The following is an 18,263-nucleotide window of genomic DNA, read 5'->3' on the forward strand; positions in this document are numbered from 1 at the left end:
AAATACAAGAGGCATGCCATGAAAAAAGCGGCCCCTAAGAGGAGCCGCTTCCAACAACAGGCGGAATGGAAAAACGGAAAACGCTTATTTCAGGCGTTCAAACACCGTCGCCACGCCCTGACCCATGCCGATGCACATGGTCGCCAGCCCCAGCGTGGTGTCCTGCTGCTGCATGACGTTGAGCAGCGTGGTGCAAATCCGCGCGCCCGAGCAGCCCAGCGGGTGGCCGAGGGCAATGGCGCCGCCGTTGAGGTTGACCGCATCGTCCATGCGCTCGAGCAGCCCCAGGTCCTTGAGCACCGGCAAAGACTGCGCAGCGAAGGCCTCGTTGAGCTCGACGGTCTGGATATCGTCGATGGTCAAGCCGGCAGCCTTTAGCGCCTTCTTGGTCGCCGGCACCGGACCATAGCCCATGATCGAGGCATCACAACCGGCCACGCCGGTGGAGAGGACCCGAGCGATCGGCGTCAGACCCAGCGCCTGGGCGCGCTCGTAACTCATCACCGCCATCGCCGAGGCACCGACCGAAAGCGCCGAGGAGGTACCGGCCGAAACCGTGCCATTTCTAGGATCGAAGATCGGCTTGAGCTTGGCCATGTCTTCCAGGTTGACATCGGCGCGCACCACTTCGTCATGCCTGAACAACTGGCGCAGGCCTTCGGCGTCATGGCCTTCGACACCGACGATCTCGTTGTCGAAGTAGCCTTTCTCATTGGCCGCCAGCGCACGCTGGTGTGAACGCACACCGAACTTATCCTGCGCCTCGCGCGATATGCCATTCATCTTGCCTAGCAACTCGGCGGTCAGGCCCATCATCATCGATGCTTTGGCGGCATGCTTGCTGATCGCCGGGTTGACGTCGACACCGTGCTCCATGGGCACGTGCTCCATGTGCTCGACACCGCCGATCACATAGAAGTCGCCCATGCCAGCCTTGATGTTGGCGCTGGCGATATGCAGCGCACTCATCGACGATCCACACAGACGATTGACGGTCTGCGCGGGCACCGAGCGCGGGATGCCGGTCATGATCGCCGCGTTGCGGGCAATGTTCATGGCCTGCTCGAGGGTCTGGTTGACGCAGCCCCAGATCACGTCGTCGACTTCCGCCGGGGCGAGGTTGGCGTTACGCTCGAACAGCGCCTGCATCACCGCGGCGGACAGGTTCTCGGCGCGCACATTGCGAAAGGCACCGTTTTTGGCCTTGGCCATGGCGGTACGTACCCCGTCGACCACCACGATATCTCTTGGATTCAGACTCATTCCCAATCTCCTAATGCGTGGTCGGCTTATGCCTGGGCTTGTGTAGGCTGCGGATAAAAGCGCTCGGCGTTATCGGCCATCGCGCGCAGCTTGTCGGTCGGTGCGTAAAGCGGCCCGAGCTCGGCCGCAAGCTCGTCGGCCAGCTTGACGAATTCGGCCACGCCCATGGCGTCGATATAGCGCAGCGCGCCACCCCGGAACGGCGGGAAGCCGATGCCGTAGATCAACGCCATGTCGGCCTCGGCCGGGGTACCGACAATGCCGTCTTCCAGGCAGCGCACGGTTTCCATGCACAGCGGTACCATCATCCGCGCGATGATCTCGTCGTCGCTGAGCTCGCGCTCGCCACTCGCGACCTGCTTGACCAGTTCATGCGCCCGTTCATCGGAGACCTTCTTCGGCTTGCCCTTCTTGTCCTCTTCGTAGACATAGAAGCCCTTGCCGTTCTTCTGGCCCAGGCGTTCGTTCTCGTACATCACCTGGATGGCGGTCTTGTCGCCCTCTTTACTCCCATGCGCCATACGATCGGGGAAGCCTTCGGCCATCACCTCGTTGGCGTGCACGGCGGTATCCATGCCGACCACGTCGAGCAGGTAGGCCGGGCCCATCGGCCAACCGAACTTTTCCATGACCTTGTCGACGTGCTCGAAGTCGGCGCCCTGTTCGACCAGCAGGCTGAAGCCGCCGAAATACGGAAACAGCACGCGATTGACCAGGAAACCCGGGCAATCGTTGACCACGATCGGCGTCTTGCCCATCTTGCGGGCATAGGCCACGGTGGCCGCGACGGCGGCATCGCCGGTCTTCTCGCCACGGATGACCTCGACCAGCGGCATGCGATGTACCGGGTTGAAGAAGTGCATGCCGCAGAAGTTTTCAGGGCGCTTGAGATTTTGCGCCAGGCGACTGATCGAAATAGTCGAGGTGTTGGAGGTCAGGATGGTGTTGTCGCCGACGTAACCTTCGACTTCGGTGAGCACCGCATCCTTGATCTTGGGGTTCTCGACCACCGCCTCGACCACCAGATCGACCTCGCCGAAATCGCCGTAGGAGAGTGTCGGGCGAATATTGGCCAGCGCCTCGGCCATCTTCTCGGTGCTCAACTTGCCACGCTCGGTCTGCTTGGAAAGCAGCTTGCGCGCTTCCTTCAAGCCGAGCTGGATCGCTTCTTCCTTGATGTCCTTCATCAGGATCGGCGTACCCTTGTAGGCGCTCTGGTAGGCGATGCCGCCACCCATGATGCCGGCACCCAGCACAGCCGTCTGTTCGACAGGCGCGGCTTGCTTCTCGTACTTGCTACCTTTCTTCTTGACCACCTGATCGTTGAGGAACAACCCGACCAGATTGAAGCAGACTTCGGTCTTGGCGAGTTTGGCGAAGCCCTTGGCCTCGATCGCCTGAGCGCGCTCGCGGCCTTCACCGGCGCCCTTCTGGATGACCTTGATCGCCTCGACCGGTGCCGGGTAGTGCGGCCCGGCCTTGCCGGCCACATAGCCCTTGGCGGTCTCGAATACCATCATCTGCTCGATGGCGTTGAGCTTGAGCGGGCTTTTCTTCTCTTCGCGACGCGCCAGATAATCCAGCTCGCCAGCGTTGGCGCGCCCAAGAATATCCAGCGCCGCTGCCTGCAGACGCTCGGCCGGCACGACTGCGTCGACGACCCCCATCTTGAGTGCCGCGTCGGCCTTGTTCTGGGTGCCGCCGGCGATCCACTCGATGGCGTTGTCGGCCCCCGCGATGCGTGGCAAACGCACGCAGCCACCCCACCCGGGAAGAATCCCCAGCTTGGTCTCGGGCAGGCCGATCTGAGCCTTCTCGGCCATTACGCGGAAATCGGTGGTCAGCGTCACCTCGCAACCACCACCCAACGCCAGGCCGTTGATGGCGGTGACGGTGGGAAACGGCAAGTCTTCGATGGCATTGAACAGGGCATGAACTTCCTGGTTCATGTTGACCAAAAAGTCTTCGTCCTTGGCGAACATGCCGTGAAACTCGGTGATATCGGCGCCGACGATAAAGGCGTCCTTGGCACTGGCGATCATCAGGCCCTTGAGATCGCTCTCGGCCTGGATAGCCTTGACGGCCTCTTGCAACTCTTTGATAACGGCGCTGGAGAGCTTGTTGATGGACTCATCCTTCAGATCGAAGGTCAACGTGGCGAGGTTATCGCCATTGCTCGCCACGGACAGGGCGTTGCCTTGATAGATCATCTACGCATCTCCACGGGGGTTGGGAGCGAGGGTGTGTTTTCATACAAGCGTTTGAATACTGCTTAGCTTGGGCCAGCTTCGCGCATTCGTCAAGCGTGTAAACCGGCAATCGCGTAATACCGCTGGCGACCCTATGTCGCGGAAACACGACTCCCTAGGCGACATCACACCTGCTAGGATGCGCCCTTTCACCATTATCGGGCCTCGTGGGGATAAAATCGCTGCATGACCACCGCCACCGCTTCGCGCCTGCTAACGCTGCATCGCCTGACCGAACGCTGGGTCATACGACTCCGTCCCTATGCCTGGTTATGGCCACCACTGGCCTTTATTGCCGGTGCCTTGAGCTTTTTCATGGTCGATCGCCAGCAGTGGCTGGGAGCGGCACTCGCTCTGGCCCTGCTGCTGGCATGGATTCTGCTGTTATCGGAAAGCCTGATCGGGCGTTTCCTGGCCAACCGGGGCTACCCGACACTCCAGCGCGGCGTAACGGCATTCATCGCGCAGATGATTCATCAGGAAACCCTGTTCTTCACGCTACCGTTCATACTCGCAACCACGGTCTGGGCCAGCGGGCAGGCGTTGTTCACGCTGTTGATGATCGGTTGCGCCCTGCTGTCGATTCTCGACCCACTTTACTTCCGTCTGGCCGAACGCCATCGCTGGTTGTATTTCGCGTTCCATGCGCAGTGCGTGTTTCTGGTGATGCTGGTCACCTTGCCGATCATGTTGCAACTGACTACCGGCGAAGCCCTGCTGCTGGCGGTATTGGCGACCATCGTGTTCGGCTTGCCCAGTCTCGCCCATCTACTGCAACCGCGGGGGTTGACCGGCTGGCTGGCGATGATCGGCTTGGCCATGCTGCTGGGCGGTGCAGCCTGGGTCGGTCGCGCCTGGGTGCCGCCGGCCACGCTATGGCTGACCGGCACGGCACTATCCCCCAGCTTCGATACTGCGGCCCGCGAACCGCGCGGCAGCATGCCGCTGACCGGGAACGCCCTGCACGAGAACGGATTATATGCCTATACGGCGATACGCGCGCCGCGTGGGCTACGCGAGAAGATTTACCATGTGTGGCGCCATGAAGGAGAACTCGTCGACCGCATTCCGTTGATCATCAACGGTGGGCGTAGCGAAGGTTATCGCGCCTGGACTCACAAGCAGCAGTTTCCCGCCGACTCCCAGGGCGACTGGCGCATCGATGTGATGACCAGCACCGACCAGCGCATTGGGGTGATGCATTTCACCATAGAAGATAACGCCGCACAGGCGGCCAAGGCCAATGGCAAAATTCATGTCCCCGCCGGCATACCCGGGCTCGATGTGCGCCAATTGATCGCCGGCGATAGCTGATAGCGTTGGTCAGGCGTCACCGACAGGACTTGCATTGCTCAACCAAGATTCCGACAATTATCCAATTAGCCTGCGAAACGATAACGCCAATGCCCGACAATATCGGATTCAAACTGTCACGCCTGCCACGCTTGTGGCGCGCCCTTCTCGATGAGCGCCTGGCGCCGCTTGATCTAACGCAAACGCGCTGGGTCACGCTTTATCACCTATGGCGCTTGGGCGACGGGCAGCCCCAGTGCGACCTGGCTCGCGCGATCGGCGTCGAGGCGCCTTCGTTGGTGCGTACCCTCGACCAGCTCACCGACCAGGGGTTGATCGAGCGCCGCCCGTGCCAGGACGATCGCCGCACCAAGCGAATATTCCTCACTGCCGAAGCCACCCCGCTACTCGAACGCATCGACGCCATCGTCGACCAGGCGCGCGCGGAAATGCTCAGCGGCATCAGCGACGCGGAGCTCAAGCAGCTCGACGAGTTGCTGACCCGTATCGAGAAAAACGGGCTGCGCCTGCAGACCCGAACCCCGGATGGCGATAGCTGTTAATGCCACTTAGCGCGGTGCTTTTGGTGTATCGCCTGAAGGCGAGGGGCCAGACAGCGCATCGCGCGCTGTCGCCAGTGACGCCTGACAATCGCCGAACCCCGCTACGTCCAGCGACTCGCCCCACCATAGCGTCAGATGGATTCGCTCCGATTCCAGCACCAGTGCGTCCTCGGGCAGCGCTGCCAGCGCCTGCTCCAGGCATTGTTGCGCCTCGCTCGAAAGCGGGCGCAGCGGTTCGATGCGCCAACGCCAGCCTTTCACAAATGGCTTCAACGCCTCACTGGCATAGTCGTCGCGAACCAGCAGAAACAACGGCCCGGGCTGTGCCTGCGGATAACGCCAGCGGTAGCTGACCAGTCCGCCTGGCGGCGCATGCAGCGGTGGCTTGGCAAACCTGACCGCAACCCCCGTCTGGCGGGCATGCTGGCGCAGCAGCCCCAAACGCCGGTCGCGACGCGACGGCCTGAGCCACATTATCGGCGAGAGCATCGCCAGAAAAACGAACAGCATGACCAGCCAGAACGTCATACAGGGTATCCTAAAACGTTGATATGAATCGTTGTGCCGCGCGGTAACACGACCTAAAGTGAAAACATCGACCCCGCAGCGAAGGGAGATTTGCCATGAGCAATGAATATCGTCACGTGCTGGTCGCCGTGGATTTGACCAAGGACTCTCACAAGGTTCTGGAGCGTGCCATTCCCATTGCACGGCGCAACAACGCCAAGCTGTCGGTCATGCACACCCTCGAACCGCTGGGTTTCGCCTATGGCGGCGATATTCCCATGGATCTGACCAGCATTCAGGATCAGCTCGATGATCACGCCAAACAGCGTCTGGCCGAAATCGCCGACCCTCACGAGGTGGCCAAGGAAGATCAGCATGTGGTGGTGGGTATGCCCGATACCGAAATCCACCGCTTTTCCAAGGAACACGATGTCGACCTGATCGTAGTCGGCTCGCATGGGCGCCACGGATTCGCGCTACTGCTCGGCTCGACCTCCACCGGGGTGCTGCACGGTGCGCAGTGCGACGTGCTGGCGGTGCGTGTCGGCAAGGATGGCGAAACCGACGAATAGCTTATTCAGGGCCTCCGTACCGGAGGCCCAACTGTTCTCGGCGGGCTACTCCCCTGCGGCCATCGCTTCGAGTTCCATCCAGCGCTCCATGGCTGCATCCAACTCAGCCTGTTTGTTCGACATCGCTTCCAGCGTGCGCGTCACCTTGTCGCTGTCCTGCTGGTAGAAACCCGGATCACCGACTCGAGCTTCGAACTCGGCGACCGAACGCTCCAAGACCTCGATGGCCGCCGGCAAGCCATCCAGTTCGCGCTGCAATTTATAAGATAGCTTGACCGGTTTCTTGCTCGCGAGCTCTGCCCCGGTGTCGTGCGAGGTTAGCGTGGCATCGTCAACCGGCGACTCGTGATGCGCCGCGCTCTTAGCCTGCTTGGAAACCGTACTGGCATCGAAATCCCAAGGCGCCGGTGGCAGCTTGCCGCCCTGGCGAACCCAGTCGCTGTAGCCACCGACATACTCGCGCACCTGCCCTTCACCCTCGAAGGCCAGCACTTCGGTGACGACGTTGTCCATGAACTCCCGGTCGTGTGAAACCAGCAACAGGGTGCCCTGGAAATCGAGCAGCAGCTCCTCGAGCAGCTCCAATGTCTCGACATCGAGATCATTGGTCGGCTCGTCGAGTACCAGCACATTGGCCGGTTGGGTAAACAGCTTGGCCAGCAACAGGCGATTCGACTCACCGCCCGAGAGCGCCTTGACCGGCTGTCGCGCCCGTTCGGGCGTGAACAGGAAGTCCTGCAGGTAACTGATGACGTGCTTGTCCTTGCCACCCACCGTCACGCGGTCGCTACCCTGGGCGACGTTATCGTAGACGGTCTTCTCGGGCTCGAGCCCGGCGCGCAGTTGATCGAAATAGGCCACTTGAAGGTTGGTGCCCAAACGCACCTGCCCTTCACTGGGCGTCAATTCGCCGAGCAGGATCTTGAGCAGGGTCGTCTTGCCGGCACCGTTGCGACCGATCAGACCGACCCGATCGCCGCGCTGGATTTCCAGATCGAGATCGCGAATCACCCAAGCGTCGCCGAAACGCTGGCTGACGCCGCTCAGCTCGACCACCCGCTTGCCGCTGCGCGAGCCTCTGTCGACGCTGATCGTCGCCCGCCCCTGGCGTTCGCGGCGCTCGGCACGCTCGTTGCGCATCTTCTGCAAGGCGCGCACACGCCCTTCGTTACGGGTGCGGCGCGCCTTGATGCCCTGGCGAATCCAGGCCTCTTCCTGCGCCAGTTTCTTGTCGAACTCGGCGTTCTCGCGCGCCTCGATTTCGAGTTCGTGAGCTTTTTGTTCCTGATAGGTGGCGTAATTACCGGGATAGCGCCCCAGCCGGCCGCGATCGAGCTCGAGAATGCCGGTGGCGAGACGCGATAGAAAGGCGCGATCGTGAGTGATGAACAGCACTGCGCCGGTGAAGGCGGCGAGTTGCTCTTCCAGCCAAGCGATAGTATCCAGATCGAGATGGTTAGTCGGCTCATCGAGCAGCAGCAGATCGGGCTCTGCGACCAGAGCTCGGGCCAGCGCCACACGCCGGCGCCAGCCACCGGACAGATCGCTCATCGCGCTGTCGGCGGGCAGGCCGAGCTTGGTCAGCACGGTGTCGATGCGCTGATGGAACGACCAGCCGTCGATGGCCTCGATGCGGGTCTGCAACGTCGCCATGCGGTTCATATCGGGATCATCGGCCTGCACCAGGTGGTGATACTCGGCGAGTAGCGCCCCCGCCTGGGGCAAGCCCTCGGCGACCACATCGAAAATGGTCATACCGCTGGCGGCGGGCAAATCCTGCTCGAGCACGCCGATACGCAACCCCGGAGCGCGCCAGATCGTGCCGCCATCGGGCAAATTATCACCGGCGACCAACCCCAGCAGGGTCGATTTGCCGGTGCCGTTGCGACCCACCAGCGCCAGACGCTCGCCCTTCTCCAGCACCAGGTCGGCGCCCTCGAGCAGTACCTGCGGGCCATAGGCCAATTGTAGCTGTTCCAGACGTAGCAGGGTCACGCACCTACCTCATTCGCGAATTTTCAAAGGCGCCTAGTGTAACGCATGGCCGCAGCGCTGTGGCCTTACCGCTTGGCGAGTTACAATGCCCGACTAAACGAGCAAGGAGCGCCCTCTTGGCCGCAACCACCGACACCCTCAACGACTTTCTGCCCGAGGCGCTGCGCTTCACCGCGCCTGCCGAACTGGTGGACATCGGCGCCAACCTGACTCATGAGAGCTTTGCTCACGATCGCGAGGCGGTGATCGAGCGTGCACGCACCGCCAACGTGACCACGCTGGTGCTCACCGGCACCGATCGGGAGCACGCCGAGCAGGCGGTCGAACTGGCCCGCCAATACGCCGGGATTCATGCCACGGCCGGCGTCCACCCCCACGATGCCAGCGACTGGACCAGTGAGCTACAAACCGCCATGCGCGCGCTGCATCTCCAACCCGAGGTGGTGGCCGTCGGTGAATGCGGACTCGATTTCAATCGCAACTTCTCCACGCCCAGCGAACAGGAGCGAGCCTTCGAGGCCCAATTGGGCCTGGCCGTCGAATCGGGCTTGCCGTTGTTCATTCATGAACGCGACGCCGGGCGGCGCATGCTCGACATCCTGCATAACTGGCGTGATGACATTTGCGATGCGGTGATCCATTGCTTTACTGGTGAGCGTGACACCCTGCATGGCTATCTGGATCTCGACCTGCATATCGGCCTGACCGGCTGGCTATGCGATGAACGCCGTGGCCATCACCTGCGCGAGCTGGTCGGCGATATCGCCCTCGAACGCTTGATGGTCGAAACCGACTGCCCCTACCTGCTGCCGCGCAATTTACCGACTAAGCTCAAGGGTCGGCGCCATGAACCGGCGCTGTTGCCATGGATCGTGCGCGAGATCGCCTATTGGCGCGGTAACGACGAGGCCGCTGTCGCGCGTGCCACCTCTGACACCGCGCGACGCTTCTTTCGCCTGGAGGATCGTTGACATGGACGAATTCCCCGGCTTCATCGCCGTCGAAACCGGCGAAGAGAATGCCCTACCGCTGGCCATTGCCTGGGCGCTGCCCAACGGGCAGGTCAAACACACGCTGATTCAGCCCGACGACGACTGGCTCGATGAAGAGTTGCTGCAACTGGGCGACTATAGCCTGGATGAATTACGCACGTTCGGGGTGAGTCCGCTGGATGTATTGCGTGAGCTTGGGGAGGACTATAACAATGCCACCCTCTACACCGCTGGCGTGAGCGATGACGAGGCCGCCCTATCGCGCCTGTTCGACGACTTCGGCGTGGACCCATTCGTCGAACTGGCGCCCGCTGAAAGCCTCTATCCCGATCTGAATGGTGGCGAGTGGGCGCGGGCGCGTGGCGACCTGTTCGGCGAGCTAGGCCTGGAACCGTTACGTCCCGAACACGAAGTTCAGGTGATGCTCTATTTGCATCAGCGGCTATCGGAAACGGCCGACTAACCCAATCATGCCTCGCGGCGACTGGCGACGATGGTTCGTGAGATCACGATCACCGGCAATACACCGGCCACGACGATGACCAGTGCCGGCAAGGCCGCCATTTCCAGCAGTTCTCCAGAGGCATACTGATAGACATTGGTGGCCAGCGTGTCGAAATCGAACGGTCGCAACAACAGTGTCGCCGGCAACTCCTTCATCGCATCGACAAAGACGACCAACGCCGCGGTCAGAAGGCCTGGCCGTATCAGCGGCAGATGTACCCGCCACAGCGTTCGCAGCGAACTCTCGCCCAGCGAGCGGGCAGCCATGTCCATCGACGGGGTTATCTTGTCCAGGCTCGACTCGATGGCACCGGCGGACACCGCCAGAAAACGCACTACATAGGCGATGACAATAGCGGTCGCCGAGCCGGTAAGCAGCAGCCCGGTGCTAACGCCGAAGGTATCGCGCATGAAGGCGTCGAGTGCGTTGTCGAACGCCGCCAGCGGGATCAACACACCAAGCCCGATCACCGCGCCCGGCATCGCGTAACCCAGGCTGGAGAGCTTGAGCGCCTGCTGTACCGAGTGAGTGCGATCGAGGCGCTTGGCATACGCCAACAGCACACCCAGCAGCAGTGTCAGTAGTGCCGCCAAGGTCGATAGGGTCAGACTGTTGATGGCGTAATCGACGAAGCTGTCGGTCCAGGACTCTTCGAAGTAGACGATGGCGTGGCGCGTCAGAATGCCCACCGGCAAGATGAAGCCCAGACCCAGCGGCACAAAGCAGGCCAAGGACGCCAGCCAGCCGCGTGCGCCAGCCAGGCGTGGCCGACGGTAACAGCGAAACCGCTCGCCCTTGCCAAATTGACGCTGGCGTCGTCGAGCATGGCGTTCGAGCCAGACCAGCAGAATGATGAACGACATCAGACACAGCGCGATTTGCGCCGCGCCGCGTACACTGCCCATGTTCAGCCATACATTGAAAATACCGGCGGTCAGGGTGCGCACGGCGAAGTAATCGACGGTGCCGAAGTCATTCAGCGCCTCCATCAACGTCAGCGCCAGACCCACGGCGATGGCCGGCCGCGCACCGGGCAGCGCCACGCGCCAGAAGCTCTGAAAGCCATTGCAACCCAGGGTGCGGCTGACGTCGCGCAGCGACGCCGACTGCTCGAGAAAGGCGGCGCGCGCGAGCATGAATACGTAGGGATAGAGCACCAGCGAGAGCATGACGATCGCCCCGCCGAGACTGCGAATCTCGGGAAACCAGTAATCGCGCGGGGTTTCCCAGCCGAACAGGCCACGCAACCAGTTCTGGAAAGGGCCGGCGTACTCGAGCACGTCGGTATACACATAGGCGATGACATTGGCCGGCATGGCAAAGGGCAGCAGTAACGACCATTCGTAAAAGCGCCGTAGCGGGAACTGATACATGGTCGTCAGCCAGGCGGCGACCACGCCGATACTCCCGGCCATCAGCGCCACGCCGACCATCAACTGCAGGCTGGTCAGCACATAGTGGGGCAATACCGTACTGGCCAGGTGCGACCATATCTCACCGCCGCCATCGTCACCAGTGAAGGCTAGGTAAATCACCGCGAGAACCGGCAGACACACCCCCGCCGCCACGCACCAGGCTGCCAGAAACCAGCCAGTATGCGTGCCTATACGCCGGCCATGGCGCGCTAATGGCGCGTCAGCCTCGGCAACGCCGGCTACTTCCACCTTCATATCAGTATTTCACCAATGACAAGCGGCCGCCGGTGGTGGCCGGCAGCCTGCATGGGGTTCGATTGGCCTCTCACGAGGCCTTCCACTTATTCGTTGAAGGCAACCTCATGCACCAGTTCGGTGGCGCGCCGACGCAACGCAGCGATCTCGGCCAGAGGGACGTCGTCGGCCTTGAATTCACCCCAGGATGCGACCGTTTCGGAGGGCTCGACCTCGGGGTTGAGGGGGTACTCGAAATTGATCTCGGCATACATCGACTGCGCGGTTTCTTCGGTAAGAAAGCGCATCAGCTTGTAGGCGTTTTCCTCATTGGGCGAGTGCTTGGCCAGCGCCATCCCCGAAATATTGACGTGGGTACCACGACCTTCCTGATTGGGGAACTCGATGCGCGAGGCCTGCGCCCAGGCGCGCTGCTCTTCATTGGCGAGCATCTTGCCGTAGTAGTAGCTGTTACCCAGGGCGATGTCGCAGAGCCCATCGCGTATCGCCTTGATCTGAGCGCGATCGCCACCCTGAGGCTTGCGCGCCAGATTGGCCTTGAAGCCTTCGAGCCATTGCTTGGTGAACTCGTCGCCATGTTCGGCGATCATCGAAGCGATCAAGGCGATGTTATAGGGATGATCGCCCTGACGGCTGCAGATGCGGCCCTCGAAGCGAGGATCGGCGAGATCCTCGTAGCTTTCTATCTCACCAGGCTCCATGCGCTCGACACTGGTATAGAAGACACGCGCGCGACTGGTCAGTCCGACCCATTGGTTGTTTTCGCCGAAGTACTGCTCGGGGATGTTGCTTTCGATGACCTCATCCTCGATGGACTGAGTGACACCGGCATCGACAAGGTCCTGCAAGCGGCCGACATCCACGGTCAGCATCACGTCTGCGGGCGAGTTGCGCCCTTCGCGCTTGAGGCGCTCGGTCAGCCCTTGGTTGCCGAAGATGACGTTAACCTCGATACCGGTCTCGGCGCTAAATTCATTGAGAAAGGGGTCGATCAGGAATGGCTGCCGATACGAATAGACGTTGACCTCCTCCTCGGCCAGCGCCGCAACGCTGGTAAAGGCCGTGGCAGCGGCCAGAGAAGCAGCGAGCGCCTTGTTCAGAACTGACATGCCGTATCTCCGCATCGATGAGGGCCCTGTGACCAACGGCCAAATAATGAGAATCATTCTATTTCGACTCGGCGCTGGCAACAACAGTCCACTCGAGTTATTCCACAACCGATGCCTTTGGCACTGTGTTGGACAGGCTCGCGCGCCCCAGGGCAACGGCCTGGCTCAGCGGACAGTGCTGGTGGTAGAACGCGCTCAGCGCCGTACGAAAGGCTTCGGCACGTTGCGGCAAGCCCTCGCGCTCATAGCGCTCGGCGCGCGTCTCGACCATTGTCCGGAAGGCGTCACGGTCGACAGTCACTTCGCCAAGGTTGTCGACGCTGACATGAAAGCGCAGCCCGCAGGCGCGCGAGAACAGTAGCTCCAACGCCTGCGGGGGAATTTCGACACTCTCGAAAGCATGCTGTTGCTGGGCATCGCGGCCGTCCGGCAAATACCAGTAGCCGTAATCTTCCAGCGCGCGCCGCCGGGGCCCGGCGATACACCAGTGGCTAAGCTCATGCAGCGCGCTGGCGAAAAAGCCGTGTGCAAAAATCACCCGATGGCATGCGTAGTCGTCATTGGCCGGTAGATACAATGGTTCGTCGTCACCGGGGAGCAATCGGGTGCGAAACGTATCGGCAAATAAGCCATCGAACAGGGCGATTGCGTCTTCGATGCGATGCGGGATAGGTATTTCAGACATGGCGCGGATTATACGGCGTCACAACCCAAGCGGAAATGCTCGCCAGTTGCTAGAATCGCGCTCCTGTCCCTACGGTCGATGATTAAAGGAGCGTCGGCGTGGCCCGCTTCACTTTTCCGCTATTCACTCGCTGTCGGCGCGAGACGGCTCTACTGATGCGTCTTGCCCTGCCAATGTGCGGCGCACAACTGGCGCAGGCGGGAATGGGGGCCACGGATGTGATCATGTCTGGTCGCGCCAGTGCCACCGACTTGGCCGCCGTTTCGGTCGGCTCCAGCATCTGGCTGCCGTTGATGCTGTTCATGACGGGCACATTAATGGGCCTGACGCCGATCGTCGCCCAGCTGCGCGGCGGCGCGCGCATGCCGCGCATTCGCCCCTACGTTCACCAGGCCCTCTGGTTGGGCCTGGCACTCGGCATGGCCGCATCGCTGCTGCTGTGGTTCGCGGTAACACCAATTTTTCGGCTCATGGATGTTCCCGGCCCCGTCGCCAGATTATCGACCGGCTATCTGGCCGCAGTTGCCTTCGGCATGCCCGGCGTCGCGCTGTTTCAGGCCCTGCGCGCCTTCTCCGACGGCATGAATCACACTCGCCCTTCCTTGTGGATCAGCCTGATCGGCCTCGGCGTCAACATCCCTTGCAACTACCTGCTGATCTACGGCGGCGACGGCCTGGTCGACCTCTTCGGTAGTGGTTTGCCGCTGTGGCTGCGGGAGCTTCCTGCCCTGGGTGCCGTGGGATGCGGGATAGCCACCGCGCTATCGATGTGGGTGATGTGTCTGAGCATGCTGCTGTATACCCGCCGCAGCCTGACCTTCGCGCCCATTGCCCTGTGGAAAACGCTGACCTGGCCACACCGCGCGATGATTCGTGAGCTGCTGTATATCGGTGCGCCGATCGGCGTGGCGATCTTCGTCGAGGTCACGCTCTTCACACTGATTGCCTTGTTCGTCGCCAGCCTGGGCGAGATAACCGTCGCCGCGCATCAGGTTGCGCTTAACTATACTTCGATCCTGTTCATGCTGCCGTTGTCATTGGGCATGGCACTGACCGTGCGAGTCGGCAATACCCTCGGTGCGAGCCGTGGCAGCGAGGCCAGCTTCGTGGCCTGGAACGGGATGCTGGTCTGTCTGGTCGTGGCCCTGCTCAACGATGCGATCCTCTGGCTCACCGCCGCGCCTGTGGTTGCGCTTTATACTCACAACGAAGCCGTTCAGGATCTGGCGATGTCGTTGATCTTCCTGGCGATGCTTTACCAGATATCCGATTCGTTGCAGGTCAACATGGCCGGCGCACTGCGCGGCTATAAGGACACCCGAATCATCATGGCGATTACTCTGGTGTCCTACTGGTTGGTAGGACTCGGCGGTGGATACCTGTTGGGAGCACTCGGCATACCCGGCCTGACGCCGCCACTGGGTGTACATGGCTATTGGCTGGGCTTGATCGCCGGCTTGACGGTGGCGGCGGCGTTGCTGGGGTGGCGTCTGTGGCGTATCAGCAAGGCGGTTAGCGATGGTCTGATGGAAATTCCACAAAGCTGATAAATTCCTTACGACTCAATGGCATGTGCCGACCAAAGAGGCGCAGGGCGAGGTTGGCGTGCGCTATTTACCCGGCGAAGTGCTATCAGGGCTTAACTTTGCGCGCCTAGCTATGCTAATAGTGAGGCGAGGCCTAGGCCGAATCATTGCCGTTGAGGAGGGTAACCATGGGTATCCCACTGTCCCCCCGCTCTGCCCAGGTCATCGACCTGGACGCCATGCGCCACCGGCTGAGGGCCAAGCGCCGCCTGGTCAGGCTGGCGCCGGAACTGGACGGCCTGGAAATGCTGTATCACCTGGCCTCCGATCCAGACACGTTATACGGCATGCCATTGCTGGCCTGGGGCCTGCGTGAAGATGGCGAAGTCGTCGGCCTGGTGCCGTGGATGGAAGCCCTGACCCCCTGCCATGACCTGGAAGACCCTGAGCACGGCCATTTCGTCGGCTACCGTGACCCGGAAACCGAGGAAATATTTCACAGCGCGCCCGAGCATAAGATTCTGGAGCTCGAACACGCGGCGGCCTATTTCGATTACGAAGATACCAGCGCTCCCACCCTACTACAGCAGTTACCCGAAACGCTCGGCACACATGCCTTGTGTCTGAGCGACGATGGCTGCTCCTGGCAACTCAAGCAGGTATTCGGCTGGCGGCTGTACAGTAACGGAGAGGTCGAGGCACTGCTGGTCGATGAGACACAAGTGGAATCCACCCCTGTCGTGGCGGGAGACGACTGCCTCTATCCCGGGCACAGTCGACACCAGGTCGTTTATTTCTTTCAGCGCGCTATCGCCAATCGCATCAAGCAGGAAGACCCCGCTACGCTGGAAGCGCTGGCCTGCATGGTGGCCAGCGACGATTAACCCAAACGGATGAAATATAGGTAAATATCGCCATCGGCGCTCTGGGTCAGCAGATCGTGCCCCAGAAAGCTGCAAAACTTCGGTATGTCGCGGGTGGTTGCCGGATCGCTGGCGACCACCTTCAATACCTCGCCGGCGCGCATGTCTCGCACCCGGTTATGCATCAGCATGACTGGCTCCGGACAGTACAAGCCGGTCGTATCCAACTCGACATCGAATTCAGGCAAATCGGCCATCATCACCTCGCAAATGGAAAACTTGTGACGGAAGCATTGAGCGCATTCCGATCAGTCGACCAGCCGAACGTGCACGGTCACTTCTTCGCGGTCATGGTATAGCTGCTTGCAACGCAACTCAGCACTAACGCCGGCTCGTACAAGACTCTGCTCGAGGCGTGACAGGCAGCGCTCGACCTCTTGCCAGCGCTGCTTCATTGGCAGCTTGAGATTGAAAACCGCCTCGCGACACCAGCGCCGCACCAGCCAGCGTTCGATCATATCGATAACACGCATCGGTTTGTCGACGATATCGCAGACCAGCCAATCCAGCCGACGCGGCGGCTCCCAGACGAAGCCATCCTCGCGCAGGTGCTCGACCTGTTCGGTGGCCATCAACGTCTTGTCCATGGGGCCGTTATCGATGGCATAGACGTACATGCCCTGGCGCACCAATTGATAGGTCCAGCCGCCAGGCGCCGCACCTAGGTCCGCCGCCTGCATGCCCTCGTGCAGCCGCTCGGCTCGCTCATCGCGAGGCACGAAAGCATGCCAGGCCTCATCGAGCTTGAGCGTGGATCGACTGGGCGCCTCACGAGGAAAGCGCAAGCGCTGTATCCCACCCGGGTGCTCGCTGCGGTTTCCCGGGAAGCTGATAGCAATCTGAACACGATCTCCTTCACTCCAGAATAGATGAAGGCGACGCCCGCCCGCCTTGCCACGAAGCGCTCCACGCTTGTGCAACGTGCTTTCCAGCGGTCTCTTTAGCGCCTTCATCAGTCCGGCCAGCGCTTTCGCCTCATTGGTATCGGGCGTTTCCTGCCACAGCGTTTCGAAGCTCCAGCCGCTTGCCACGACCTGCTCTATTATCGGCGTCAGTCGATCGTCACGCGAGAGAGATTCCAGCGGCGGTAGCGCCACCAATGACTGACGCGCAAATACCAGGTCGTCCAGTACAAGCAATCGATGCAACGCATTGACCGGCGTGTCGCCTGGCAGCACGAAGCGGACATGACCGCTACCTGCCTTGGCGATGGGATAACCCGCATACTCGAAGTAGGCGGCCTTCTCCATCACCTCCGCGCTCAAGTCATTCTCGAAGCCAGGGCGGCAGTAAAGTAGCAGTTCGTTGGCAGTAGCGCTGGGCATGAGGCCTCCTGGTGAAGGCCGAGAAGTCTAGCGTCAGCCTGGCTAGGACCACAAGCCTCCAGTGCCGCTGACCTAGTCAAGAGCCCATCGAAAACAGCGCTATTGGCGCTCGGATTTACTCTGGCGATTCAGCATCTCGATATCCTGAAGCTGGACGTTCAACGCATTGGTCGAAATCATGACTTCCCATAGCGAGAACACCAGCGATGTCGACAAGCTAATCAGGCTGGCGCCAAACAGCACCATGCCCAGGAGTTCCAAAGACAAAAAGAGCGCGAACATCGACAATGTACAGAGCAAGAAACTCAGCACGCCGGCGACCTGCATGCGCTTGGTCAGGCTGATACGCTGGCGCAGCAAAAGTATCTGACGAGCCGCAAGTTCATGGTCTTGACCACGCTCCTCACTGGCTAGCTTGCGTATCAGCTGTGCGAGCGTAAGAAAACGATTGGTGTAGGCAAGCAGCAATAGCGAAATTGCTGGAAACAGTAGTGCAGGTGTCGTGAGCGTCACGATAGACTCCTAATGTTAGTTCGAAGCATAACGCCTATGAGCCACTCGAATCGACAGTTATCGGGCTCCACGGATCTCGCCGGTTCACGCCTGGTCGATAATTTTTGCAACCATGCAAAAAGCCCCGAACTCGTGATGAACTCGGGGCTTTGCAATAAGTGCCTGACGATGATTCGGTCGACGCCCCGAGGGCCGACCATCCGGCGGCCGGCGCGCCGGGACTCGCGCAGGGGGAGGCCCCTAAACGACGAAACCCCGACCAGGGGCCGGGGTTTCTGAAGAAGTGCCTGACGATGACCTACTCTCGCATGGGGAGGCCCCACACTACCATCGGCGCTGAGCGGTTTCACTGCTGAGTTCGGCATGGGGTCAGGTGGGACCCGCTCGCTATGGTCGTCAGGCGTAAACTGGTGTCGCGTGGTGGCTTGAGGGCTGATCGTGATCGTGCTTTCGATCGCGACCCGACGCTCGACGCTGCCCGCCACGGGACTGTCTTAACAAATGAATCAAGCTGACTCGATACGACTCGACGTATCCGCTTATCGGTCATCGCAGGGGTGACTCGCTGTTGCT

The 18,263-nt window shown here is 61.0% G+C and carries 17 protein-coding genes and 1 rRNA gene; 7 read left to right on the forward strand and 11 right to left on the reverse strand.

Translation table 11 applies throughout. The features are described 5' to 3' along the window. Positions 1-84: 84 nt before the first annotated feature. Together fadA and fadB are read right to left on the reverse strand one after the other, a co-directional pair. Positions 85-1,263 (reverse strand): acetyl-CoA C-acyltransferase FadA, encoded by a 1,179-nt coding sequence (gene fadA, locus BLR92_RS18305; RefSeq protein WP_089730724.1) that lies wholly within the window; start codon positions 1,261-1,263, stop codon positions 85-87. A gap of 26 nt (positions 1,264-1,289) precedes the next feature. Continuing rightward, positions 1,290-3,473, reverse strand: coding sequence for a fatty acid oxidation complex subunit alpha FadB (gene fadB, locus BLR92_RS18310; RefSeq protein ID WP_089730725.1), 2,184 nt, complete (start codon positions 3,471-3,473; stop codon positions 1,290-1,292). 225 nt (positions 3,474-3,698) lie between these two features. Here fadB and BLR92_RS18315 point away from each other — a divergent pair, with 225 nt between their 5' ends. Together BLR92_RS18315 and slyA are read left to right on the forward strand one after the other, a co-directional pair. Beyond that, on the forward strand, positions 3,699-4,826 hold the full coding sequence (locus BLR92_RS18315; protein WP_089730726.1) for a DUF5924 family protein: 1,128 nt from the start codon (positions 3,699-3,701) through the stop codon (positions 4,824-4,826). 89 nt (positions 4,827-4,915) lie between these two features. Next, a complete protein-coding gene (slyA, locus tag BLR92_RS18320; RefSeq protein ID WP_089730727.1) occupies positions 4,916-5,368 on the forward strand; it encodes a transcriptional regulator SlyA in 453 nt (150 codons plus the stop codon). A 6-nt stretch (positions 5,369-5,374) separates the two neighbouring features. Here slyA and BLR92_RS18325 read toward each other — a convergent pair whose 3' ends face one another. Beyond that, positions 5,375-5,896, reverse strand: coding sequence for a preprotein translocase subunit YajC (locus BLR92_RS18325; RefSeq protein WP_175488851.1), 522 nt, complete (start codon positions 5,894-5,896; stop codon positions 5,375-5,377). A gap of 95 nt (positions 5,897-5,991) precedes the next feature. Between BLR92_RS18325 and BLR92_RS18330 the strand changes: the two genes are divergently transcribed. Continuing rightward, positions 5,992-6,447 (forward strand): universal stress protein, encoded by a 456-nt coding sequence (locus BLR92_RS18330; RefSeq protein WP_089730728.1) that lies wholly within the window; start codon positions 5,992-5,994, stop codon positions 6,445-6,447. 45 nt (positions 6,448-6,492) lie between these two features. On the opposite strand, the gene BLR92_RS18335 is transcribed toward BLR92_RS18330, so the two are convergent. After that, positions 6,493-8,442 (reverse strand): ATP-binding cassette domain-containing protein, encoded by a 1,950-nt coding sequence (locus tag BLR92_RS18335; RefSeq protein WP_089730729.1) that lies wholly within the window; start codon positions 8,440-8,442, stop codon positions 6,493-6,495. A gap of 116 nt (positions 8,443-8,558) precedes the next feature. Here BLR92_RS18335 and BLR92_RS18340 point away from each other — a divergent pair, with 116 nt between their 5' ends. After that, positions 8,559-9,413, forward strand: a complete 855-nt coding sequence (locus BLR92_RS18340; RefSeq protein ID WP_089730730.1) for a TatD family hydrolase — start codon at positions 8,559-8,561, stop codon at positions 9,411-9,413. Between the two features lies 1 nt (position 9,414). Continuing rightward, the gene (locus BLR92_RS18345) at positions 9,415-9,897 is read left to right on the forward strand and encodes a hypothetical protein (protein WP_089730731.1); all 483 of its coding nucleotides are present in this window, start codon (positions 9,415-9,417) and stop codon (positions 9,895-9,897) included. Positions 9,898-9,902: 5 nt separating this feature from the next. On the opposite strand, the gene BLR92_RS18350 is transcribed toward BLR92_RS18345, so the two are convergent. The 3 genes from BLR92_RS18350 to BLR92_RS18360 all read right to left on the reverse strand — a co-directional run bounded on the left by BLR92_RS18350 (position 9,903) and on the right by BLR92_RS18360 (position 13,403). After that, positions 9,903-11,609 (reverse strand): ABC transporter permease, encoded by a 1,707-nt coding sequence (locus tag BLR92_RS18350; RefSeq protein ID WP_089730732.1) that lies wholly within the window; start codon positions 11,607-11,609, stop codon positions 9,903-9,905. A gap of 86 nt (positions 11,610-11,695) precedes the next feature. Further along, a complete protein-coding gene (locus BLR92_RS18355) occupies positions 11,696-12,718 on the reverse strand; it encodes a Fe(3+) ABC transporter substrate-binding protein (protein WP_089730733.1) in 1,023 nt (340 codons plus the stop codon). A gap of 97 nt (positions 12,719-12,815) precedes the next feature. Beyond that, positions 12,816-13,403: an elongation factor P hydroxylase gene (locus BLR92_RS18360; protein ID WP_175488852.1), complete on the reverse strand. Its 588-nt coding sequence runs from the start codon at positions 13,401-13,403 to the stop codon at positions 12,816-12,818. Between the two features lie 155 nt (positions 13,404-13,558). Between BLR92_RS18360 and BLR92_RS18365 the strand changes: the two genes are divergently transcribed. Beyond that, on the forward strand, positions 13,559-14,950 hold the full coding sequence (locus BLR92_RS18365; protein WP_089730743.1) for an MATE family efflux transporter: 1,392 nt from the start codon (positions 13,559-13,561) through the stop codon (positions 14,948-14,950). A gap of 167 nt (positions 14,951-15,117) precedes the next feature. Continuing rightward, on the forward strand, positions 15,118-15,813 hold the full coding sequence (locus BLR92_RS18370) for a hypothetical protein (protein WP_089730734.1): 696 nt from the start codon (positions 15,118-15,120) through the stop codon (positions 15,811-15,813). Here BLR92_RS18370 and tusA read toward each other — a convergent pair. The 4 genes from tusA to rrf form a co-directional block, all read right to left on the reverse strand. Then, positions 15,810-16,049 (reverse strand): sulfurtransferase TusA, encoded by a 240-nt coding sequence (gene tusA, locus BLR92_RS18375; RefSeq protein ID WP_089730735.1) that lies wholly within the window; start codon positions 16,047-16,049, stop codon positions 15,810-15,812. The genes BLR92_RS18370 and tusA overlap by 4 nt on opposite strands. 51 nt (positions 16,050-16,100) lie before the next feature. After that, positions 16,101-17,177: a 23S rRNA (cytidine(2498)-2'-O)-methyltransferase RlmM gene (gene rlmM / locus BLR92_RS18380; RefSeq protein ID WP_089730736.1), complete on the reverse strand. Its 1,077-nt coding sequence runs from the start codon at positions 17,175-17,177 to the stop codon at positions 16,101-16,103. Between the two features lie 99 nt (positions 17,178-17,276). Beyond that, entirely contained in the window at positions 17,277-17,690 is a 414-nt protein-coding gene (locus BLR92_RS18385) for a DUF2721 domain-containing protein (protein ID WP_089730737.1), read from the reverse strand. Between the two features lie 285 nt (positions 17,691-17,975). Beyond that, positions 17,976-18,091 (reverse strand): 5S ribosomal RNA (gene rrf / locus BLR92_RS18390). Positions 18,092-18,263 lie beyond the last annotated feature (172 nt).

The organism is Modicisalibacter muralis (genome assembly GCF_900102945.1).
Lineage (GTDB): Bacteria > Pseudomonadota > Gammaproteobacteria > Pseudomonadales > Halomonadaceae > Modicisalibacter > Modicisalibacter muralis.

What these genes read in the sequence shown, in the direction of transcription:
- fadA (WP_089730724.1), bottom strand. Translation starts at nt 1,263, where the DNA reads ATGAGTCTGAATCCAAGAGATATCGTGGTGGTCGACGGGGTACGTACC.
- fadB (WP_089730725.1), bottom strand. Translation starts at nt 3,473, where the DNA reads ATGATCTATCAAGGCAACGCCCTGTCCGTGGCGAGCAATGGCGATAAC.
- BLR92_RS18315 (WP_089730726.1), top strand. Translation starts at nt 3,699, where the DNA reads ATGACCACCGCCACCGCTTCGCGCCTGCTAACGCTGCATCGCCTGACC.
- slyA (WP_089730727.1), top strand. Translation starts at nt 4,916, where the DNA reads ATGCCCGACAATATCGGATTCAAACTGTCACGCCTGCCACGCTTGTGG.
- BLR92_RS18325 (WP_175488851.1), bottom strand. Translation starts at nt 5,896, where the DNA reads ATGACGTTCTGGCTGGTCATGCTGTTCGTTTTTCTGGCGATGCTCTCG.
- BLR92_RS18330 (WP_089730728.1), top strand. Translation starts at nt 5,992, where the DNA reads ATGAGCAATGAATATCGTCACGTGCTGGTCGCCGTGGATTTGACCAAG.
- BLR92_RS18345 (WP_089730731.1), top strand. Translation starts at nt 9,415, where the DNA reads ATGGACGAATTCCCCGGCTTCATCGCCGTCGAAACCGGCGAAGAGAAT.
- BLR92_RS18350 (WP_089730732.1), bottom strand. Translation starts at nt 11,609, where the DNA reads ATGAAGGTGGAAGTAGCCGGCGTTGCCGAGGCTGACGCGCCATTAGCG.
- BLR92_RS18355 (WP_089730733.1), bottom strand. Translation starts at nt 12,718, where the DNA reads ATGTCAGTTCTGAACAAGGCGCTCGCTGCTTCTCTGGCCGCTGCCACG.
- BLR92_RS18360 (WP_175488852.1), bottom strand. Translation starts at nt 13,403, where the DNA reads ATGTCTGAAATACCTATCCCGCATCGCATCGAAGACGCAATCGCCCTG.
- BLR92_RS18365 (WP_089730743.1), top strand. Translation starts at nt 13,559, where the DNA reads ATGCGTCTTGCCCTGCCAATGTGCGGCGCACAACTGGCGCAGGCGGGA.
- BLR92_RS18370 (WP_089730734.1), top strand. Translation starts at nt 15,118, where the DNA reads ATGGGTATCCCACTGTCCCCCCGCTCTGCCCAGGTCATCGACCTGGAC.
- tusA (WP_089730735.1), bottom strand. Translation starts at nt 16,049, where the DNA reads ATGGCCGATTTGCCTGAATTCGATGTCGAGTTGGATACGACCGGCTTG.
- rlmM (WP_089730736.1), bottom strand. Translation starts at nt 17,177, where the DNA reads ATGCCCAGCGCTACTGCCAACGAACTGCTACTTTACTGCCGCCCTGGC.